This window comes from Pandoraea pneumonica (assembly GCF_049918595.1).
Taxonomy (GTDB): domain Bacteria; phylum Pseudomonadota; class Gammaproteobacteria; order Burkholderiales; family Burkholderiaceae; genus Pandoraea; species Pandoraea pneumonica_A.
On sequence record NZ_JBNCRZ010000005.1, the window covers coordinates 385,009 to 392,701 of the forward strand.

The 7,693-nt window shown below is 62.0% G+C and carries 5 protein-coding genes; 2 read left to right on the forward strand and 3 right to left on the reverse strand.

All coding sequences use genetic code 11. The features are described 5' to 3' along the window. Positions 1-211 precede the first annotated feature (211 nt). A complete protein-coding gene (locus ACPWR9_RS21835; RefSeq protein ID WP_426300546.1) occupies positions 212-1,447 on the forward strand; it encodes an MFS transporter in 1,236 nt (411 codons plus the stop codon). A 96-nt stretch (positions 1,448-1,543) separates the two neighbouring features. On the opposite strand, the gene ACPWR9_RS21840 is transcribed toward ACPWR9_RS21835, so the two are convergent. Next, on the reverse strand, positions 1,544-3,163 hold the full coding sequence (locus tag ACPWR9_RS21840; RefSeq protein ID WP_426300548.1) for a PLP-dependent aminotransferase family protein: 1,620 nt from the start codon (positions 3,161-3,163) through the stop codon (positions 1,544-1,546). Positions 3,164-3,359: 196 nt separating this feature from the next. Here ACPWR9_RS21840 and ACPWR9_RS21845 point away from each other — a divergent pair, with 196 nt between their 5' ends. Continuing rightward, positions 3,360-4,085: a GNAT family N-acetyltransferase gene (locus ACPWR9_RS21845; RefSeq protein ID WP_426300550.1), complete on the forward strand. Its 726-nt coding sequence runs from the start codon at positions 3,360-3,362 to the stop codon at positions 4,083-4,085. Positions 4,086-4,201: 116 nt separating this feature from the next. Here the strand turns inward: ACPWR9_RS21845 and ACPWR9_RS21850 are convergent, their stop codons facing one another. Both ACPWR9_RS21850 and ACPWR9_RS21855 read right to left on the reverse strand, forming a co-directional pair. Then, positions 4,202-5,494: an NCS2 family permease gene (locus ACPWR9_RS21850; protein ID WP_150681427.1), complete on the reverse strand. Its 1,293-nt coding sequence runs from the start codon at positions 5,492-5,494 to the stop codon at positions 4,202-4,204. 90 nt (positions 5,495-5,584) lie between these two features. Then, positions 5,585-6,628 (reverse strand): porin, encoded by a 1,044-nt coding sequence (locus ACPWR9_RS21855; protein ID WP_426300552.1) that lies wholly within the window; start codon positions 6,626-6,628, stop codon positions 5,585-5,587. Positions 6,629-7,693: the final 1,065 nt, after the last annotated feature.

The window sequence follows — 7,693 nt, forward strand, 5'->3', positions numbered from 1 at the left end:
CTTGCCTATTGCTAATGCCGTGCCCGACTCTTCGGGCATGGCAAGGCAAACGAAGACATCACACCTCGTCACTTTTTAAGCGTTTACACAAAAGACGCAAAACGGCGTATCATTCGGGAAAACCCTAGGATTGAGTCCAGCCGCGCGAATGCTTGCCCGTCGCGCGGCTGGGCTCGTTCTGGGGTTTCGTCGATTCTCTTTTCGCTTCCCAATGTCAAACGACGCCCGCACCCCTACGCAGTTTGCGACGACGCTGCAAATCGTCTCGACCGTGTTTTTCACGTTCCTCTGCTATCTGACTATTGGCTTGCCGCTCGCGGTGCTGCCGTCGTTCGTGCATGTGGATTTGGCTTACAGCTCGGTCATCGCCGGGTTGGCGATCAGCGTGCAGTATTTGGCGACGCTGCTCTCGCGCCCGTACGCCGGACGCACGGCCGACGCGTGGGGGCCGAAGCGCACGGTGTTGTGCGGCTTGGTGGCCTGCGGCGCATCGGGCTTGCTTGTGGCGCTGGGCGGCGTGTTCTCCGGCGTGCCGTGGTTGTCGCTCGTCGCGCTGATTCTCGGACGTCTGGTGCTGGGTTTCGGTGAAAGCTGGGTGTCGACCGGCGCCATCATGTGGGGCATTGGTCAAGTGGGTTCGGCAAACACTGCACGGGTGATCTCGTGGAATGGTGTCGCGACGTATGGCGCGCTGGCCCTGGGCGCGCCGCTGGGTGTTGCGCTCAATAACGCCTACGGCATCGAAGTCTTGGGCGGTGCGATTGCGTTCGCGGGTGTGGTTGGTTTGTTACTCGCTCGGGTCAAGCGCGCTACGCCGGTCATTCATGGCGAGCGTCTGGCGTTCCGCGCTGTGCTGGGCCGCGTGATGCCGTTCGGGCTGGGGCTTGCGCTCGGGTCCATCGGCTTTGGTGCGATTTCCACGTTCATTACGCTGTACTACGCCAGCCATCATTGGGACAACGCAGCGCTTGCGCTCACTGCATTCGGTGTGTGCTTCATGGGCGTTCGTCTGATGTTGGGCAGCAGCATCGGGCGTTTCGGTGGCTATCGCGTGGCAATGGTGTCGTTCGCGCTCGAAGCCTTCGGTCTGATCGTGCTCGGCGTGGCCCCGACCGGCTTTACGGCGCTGTTGGGCGCGGCGCTCTCTGGCGCTGGTTTCTCGCTGGTGTTCCCGTCACTGGGTGTGGCTGCTGTCAATCTCGTTCCGGCACAAAATCGCGGTGCCGCGCTGGGCGCCTACTCGGTGTTTCTGGACGTGGCGCTGGGCGTCACCGGTCCTGTGGCCGGTTTGATCGTCGGGGCTTACGGCTATGCCGAAGTCTATTTGTGCGCGGCCGTGGCCGCCGTAGCTGCCGTGCTGCTCACCGTCTGGATGTCGCGCGCCGCTCGGGTCCGCGAGGCCAGCGAGGCCGCCGACACCACCAAGAAAACACCGCAGACCGCCTAGCTTTTTCGCGCAGCGGCGCATTGCCGCTGTCGCCTCTGATCGCTGATGTCGATCAAATCAACGGGCAGGCACTCAGCGCCCTGACCCGTTAACGCCTCACCGTCCCACTTTCCCTTGTGCCGCCACAATGGCCGCCAGCCGTTTGATGAGCGACGGAATGCGCGCCGCATCCGTGTCGCCGTAGCCGATGACGAGGCCGTTGTCGGCGGGCAGCGGATCGAGGGCGAAGCTTGATAGGGCGCGCGGTCCGATACCTTCACGCAGGGCGGTTGCGACGATCGTCTTATCGTGAAAGGCGGGGTCCAGCCGTACCGTAAGATGCAGGCCGCAGCGCTCGCCGATGACGGCATAGGCCGGATCGAAATGTTCGGCGAGGGCTTCGCGCAGCGCGGTTTGTCGCTCTCGGTACAGGCGTCGCATGCGGCCCAGGTGGCGTGCGAATTGCCCGCTGCGGATGAAATCGGCCAGCGCCAGTTGTTCGAACCGATGGCCGCCGCGAAGCAGTTCGTCGAGGGCGTCGCGGGTTTGCGCGGCGAGTTGCGTCGGCAGAATCAGAAATCCAAGCCGCAGCGCAGGAAACATCGTCTTGCTGAACGTGCCCACGTAGACCACGGGCGCGTCGGGCACCATCCCTTGCATCGCCGCAATGGGCTCACCTTGATGGCGAAACTCGCTGTCGTAATCGTCTTCCAAAATCCATGTGCCGTATTGACGCGCCTGTGCAATCAGGTCGAGCCGACGCGACGCCGAGAGCACGCTGCCGAGCGGATATTGGTGTGATGGCGTGACGTAGACCAGACGCGGCGTCGCCTGCGCCCACATCTCCGGTGGAATCACGATCCCTTCATCGTCAACTCGCATGGCCTGCACGCGCACATCGCTGGCGTGAAAGGCGGCTTTTGCGCCGCGATAACCCGGGTCTTCCATCCACACCGTGTCGCCCGGGTCGGTGAGCAGGCGAACGCACAGGATCAACGCTTCATGCGCGCCTTCGGTAATGACCACCTGCGACGCATCGCAGCGCACGCCGCGAGAGATGCGCAAGTGTTCCGCAATGGCTTCGCGTAGTGCAGGTTCGCCTAGCGGATCGCCGTAGTGATAGTGACGCGGTTGAGCTTCGCGCATGACACGCTCGAGCGTGCGCCGCCACGTGCTGGCGGGAAAGCGGGTGAGGGCGGGCACGCCGGGCACGAAGGGCAAGGGCGATTCGTTTGCACGCGCCGCATGGCTTGTCGAGGGCAAGCGTTGCACGCGGCGCGAGGCGCTTGGCGAGGCGGGGGATGAGGTTGCGTGGCCATCGGCGGAAATGGCGGAATTAGCGGAATTGGCGGCAACGGAGGCGATGGATGCGTTGGCCGCTTCCTCGGCGACACGCGGGTCGAGCGAGAGTTGCGCGACGCGAGTGCCCAGCCGGTGCGGCACGATAAAGCCTTCGGCGGCGAGTTGGTCGTAGACGATCGACACCGTGTTTCGCGACACACAGAGATCTTCCGCGAGCGCGCGAGAGGCTGGCAGGCGCGCCCCGGCGGGCAAGCGTCCTTCGAGAATGGCGTGTTTGAGCCGGGCGAGCAGTTGCTTCTGGAGCGAGAGGCCGCGTCCCGAGCCGGTGTTCAGCGGACTGTCGAACAGCGCGGCGACGTTCTCGGGCCGGGCGTCGTGGCGCGCATCGTGCGTGGGACGGGAAGACTCGCTAGCAGGCTTGGCAGATACGGTCATAGCGGGCAGGACGGTAGCGTCGATGACATGCGTGGCGGGGAGGCACCACAAAAAAGTGCCACGGCCGTGGAGCGGAACATCGTGGCACCATTAGATTGCCTTTTAATGGTGCTTTTTATCGTACCACCGATGCGTTATTTTGGTGTCATGGCCGTTGCGTCCACGGCATTCATTACGTTTTCCGGAGAGGACTTTCATGACTGAAGCACCGCTGTTCAACGACTACGATCAACCTATCGGGCCGCCGGTGCCGGATTGGACGCCGCGCGCACAGCCGCCCCGCACTGCGATCACTGGCCGTTATTGCCGGGTCGAACCGATCGACGTAGAGCGTCATGCCAAGGATTTATACGACGCCTATGCCAGCGCAGCCGATGGGCGTGACTGGACGTACATGTCGGCGGGTCCGTTTCCCGATTTCGACACGTATTACGCCTATGCCACCAAGCAGGCGTCATCGACCGACCCGTTGCACCACGCGGTGATCGATCTGGAGACGGGCAAGGCCGTGGGCACGCTCGCGCTCATGCGTATCGACACGGCGAACGGGGTGATCGAAGTGGGCCACGTGGCGTATTCGCCGTTGCTCAAGCGCACGCGGGCGGGGACCGAGGCGCAGTACTTGTTGCTCAAGCGGGCCTTCGACGAGTTGGGGTATCGCCGCTACGAGTGGAAGTGCGACGCGTTGAATGCACCGTCGCGCCGGGCGGCGACGCGTTATGGTTTTACGTTCGAGGGCATCTTCCGTCAGGCGATCGTCTATCGTGGCCGCAGCCGCGACACGGCGTGGTTTTCGATTACGGATGGCGAGTGGCCGGCGATTAGCCGTGGCTTCTCGCAGTGGTTGTCGCCGGAGAACTTCGATGCTGAAGGTGAGCACCGGGCGAGTCTGGCCGAGCTGATTTCGGTAGCAAAGGGCTGATCGACGGTTGATCGATCCTGCATCCGCAGATAAAAGAACGCCCCGCCGGAAGTGATCCCGGCGGGGCGTTTTGTCGTTCCGAGACTGGCGTAGTTGCTCGCCAGCCTCGCCGGTTTTTACCCCGGGAAGAACGCGTACTTCAAGACGAACAGCACGGCGATGACCCAAGCGGCCGGGTGCACTTCCTTGGCGCGGCCCGTGAACAGCTTGAGCACGGCGTAGGAGATGAAGCCGAAGGCCAGACCCGTGGCGATCGAGTACGTGAACGGCATGGCCAGGGCGGTCAGGGCAGCCGGGGTGGCTTCCGTGATGTCGTCCCATTCCACGTCGAGCAGTTCGCGCAGCATCAGGCCAGCCACGTAGAGCAGGGCCGGCGCCGCTGCGTATGCCGGGACCGAGCCGGCCAGCGGGGCGATGAACAGCGCCAGAATGAACAGCCCGGCGATGGTCAGTGCCGTCAGACCCGTACGGCCACCGGCTTGCACGCCCGAGGCGCTTTCCACGTAGGCGGTGGTGCTGCTCGTGCCCAGCAGCGAGCCGAAGAAGATGGCGATCGAGTCGGCGAACAGTGCGCGGCCCAGGCCTTTGTAATGCGTGCCTTCGAGCAGACCGGCGCGTTTGGCCACGCCCATCAGCGTCCCGGTGGCGTCGAACACTTCCACCAGCACGAAGGCCAGAATCACGTGGACGAAGCCGGCGTGCAGGGCACCCGGAATATCGAGTTGAAGGAACGTCGGCGCCAGGCTCGGCGGCATGGCGAACACGCCCTGAAACTGGTTCAGGCCGAGCACCATCGAGAGCACCGTCACGACGAGAATGCCGATGAGGATGGCACCACGCACGCGCAGGGCGTCGAGTACGGCGATCAGGAAGAAGCCGAAAATCGCGAGCAGCGCTTGCGGCGAGTGCAGGTCGCCCAGACCGATCTTGGTGGCCGGGTTAGCGACGACCACGCCTGCGTTACCGAGCGCGATGATCGCGAGGAACAGGCCGATACCGGCGGCAATTGCACAGCGTAGCGATTTGGGTACCCCGGCAATGAGCCAGGATCGTACGCCGGTGACGGTCAGGATGATGAACAGACACCCCGAGATGAAGACTGCGCCCAGCGCTTGCTGCCAGGTGTAGCCCATTGCCCCTACGACGGTGAACGCGAAGAACGCGTTCAGGCCCATGCCCGGGGCCATACCGATCGGGTAGTTGGCCACGAAGGCCATGATGACCGAGCCAATCGCCGCCGCCAGACACGTCGCCACGAACACGGCGCTTTTGTCCATGCCGGTGGTGCCGAGAATGTTCGGGTTGACGAAGATGATGTAGGACATGGTGAGGAAGGTCGTGAGACCTGCCACCATTTCTGTCCTGACATTGGAGCCATGCTCCTCGAGTTTGAAGAATTTGGTCAGCAACGTGCGCTCCTTTTCACTTTGTTATGCCGTCGTCCGTGTGCAGCGGGGGCGCGCGCATTGTACTGCGCGCGCGCCGTGCTGCCGAGTTTGTCAGAACTTGGTACGCATGCCCACCCCGAAAGTATTGCCGACTTCGAGGCCGGAAACCTTGTCGTTGAGGTAAGCGGCATACAAATCGGTGCGCTTGGAGAAGTTGTAGTCGTAGCCGATGGCCCAGGTGTTTCGGCTGGTGTTGTTGGCGCCCGAGTTCTTGGTGTAAGCCCAGGACGCCATGATGTTGCCGCCGCCCAGCGGCACGGACACGCCGAGTTGGCCGCCGTTGGAGGTCAGGTTGCCGCCGGTGATGTTGTTCTTGATGTACTGATACTGGCCGTAGAGTTTGACGATTTGGAAGTCGTAGGTAAGACCGGCTTGCACGGCTTGCTGATTACGGAAGCCGGTGATGCCTGCCTGATCGTCGGGGACCGAATCGAATTTCACTTGCTGGAACGCGACGGTGGCAGCGAGCGGGCCATTGAAGTACATGGCGGCGGCGCTCCACTTGTTCTGGCCGGTTTCGCCTGCCTTGTTACCGAAGGCGTACGAGAAGCTGGCGCCCAGACCCTTATAGTCGGGCGTGGCGTACATCACGCCGTTGCTCCAACCGGAGTCGCCCACGATACCTTGACCGGCTTGGCCGAGGAACGTGTGATACACCATCGGGCTGAAGGTGTACGAGTCGATAAACGGGTTGAACAGAATCGTCGACACGAAGTACGACGTGGTCAACCGGCCCATCGTGATGGTGCCGAGCGTGTTCGACTGGAGGCCGACGTAGGCGTTGCGCGAGAAGAAGCTGTCGCCGGTGAAGCGGCCGTAGTTACCGCTTTGCGGGAGGAAGAAGTCTTCCAACACGAAGATGGCCTTGAGGCCGTTGCCCAGGTCTTCGTTACCCTTCATGCCCCAGTACGACGTGGACATACCGCCGCCGCCTTGTGTCCATGCCCGCTCGCCGCCGGGCGTCTTGACTGCACCGACCCAGGCGTCGACCTGACCGTAAAGCGATACGTTGGATTGTGCTTGTGCCGCCCCTGCCGCTGCACCACAAACCGCGAGGGCGAACGCGCCCCGCAGCCATCCCGCTGCCTTGCTCATGAATGTGTCTCCGTCTCGTTTTGATTTGTGCGTGTGCCTTACGCAGTTTGATTACCGATATTTGTCAGGGGCACGCCCGAGTCATTGTTTTACTGACTTCACTTCGCGCGGTATCGGTACTGCTTTAAGGCGTGATCATTATTATCAAGACGGTAATGGCGAAATATCATCCGGCTTTGATACTCGGTATTACGTTGTGAACGGCATACGTCGCGGGTTAACACCGAAGTTTTCTGAAAAAACTTTTCCCAAAAAAATGGCCGTCTCTGTGGACGGCCTTAAGTCTCTTGAATCGCAGTGTTGATTCTTGAGACGAGCAGGAAACTTTGGGTTCGGGGTTTTTATCTTTTGTTTTATGAAAAGGGGCGATGCTTCTGTTGTCTTAAGTCCTACCCACTTGTGACGCCTGCGGTCTGCCGCCGGTACGGTCCCCGTTTTCGTCGCTCCCCGTTAATCGCTTTGGAAAACGGGGACCGCACCGACGGCCATCTCCATTCCCCCACATCGTCGCAACCCACCTCGCTCCACACGTCACCATACCGACGAACTCCCCCATCCCGATAACACCGCCTCTTCCAATGCCAAGGGCCTCGCCAGTCGTCCCCACGTGCTTCGCATCTGCTGGTGACGACCGTCGAGACCCTCGACATTTCCGATGACACTTCTATACGCCCGGTCCACCAAGGTCTTCGTAGTAAAAACCGACGGTTATCCGCGCGACACGGACTATCGAGGCACTCACTTGACTCGACCCCGGGAGCAACGAAGTCCCGCAGGGATATCGAGGGTCTCGGCGGCCATCCCCAGCAGATGCAAAGCACGTGGGGATGGTCGCCGAGACCCTTTGCGTTAGACGAGGCGGTGTTATCGGGATGAGAGAGTCGGTGAGCATCGCGACGCGGGTAGGGCGATCGGGTGCGACGATGCGGTGGCGTGTGACGAGCCGTCGGGCCGGCCCCCGTTTTCCAAAGCGAATTTAAGGGGGGGCCGCAAACAGGGGGGGGGCCCGGGGCCGCCCCCCCCGCAAAGCTATTTATAAACAAACAACCCCCCCCAAACCCGTTT

Coding starts and splice junctions, on each gene's coding strand:
- ACPWR9_RS21840 (WP_426300548.1), bottom strand. CDS start 3,163: ATGACCGTATCTGCCAAGCCTGCTAGCGAGTCTTCCCGTCCCACGCAC.
- ACPWR9_RS21845 (WP_426300550.1), top strand. CDS start 3,360: ATGACTGAAGCACCGCTGTTCAACGACTACGATCAACCTATCGGGCCG.
- ACPWR9_RS21835 (WP_426300546.1), top strand. CDS start 212: ATGTCAAACGACGCCCGCACCCCTACGCAGTTTGCGACGACGCTGCAA.
- ACPWR9_RS21855 (WP_426300552.1), bottom strand. CDS start 6,628: ATGAGCAAGGCAGCGGGATGGCTGCGGGGCGCGTTCGCCCTCGCGGTT.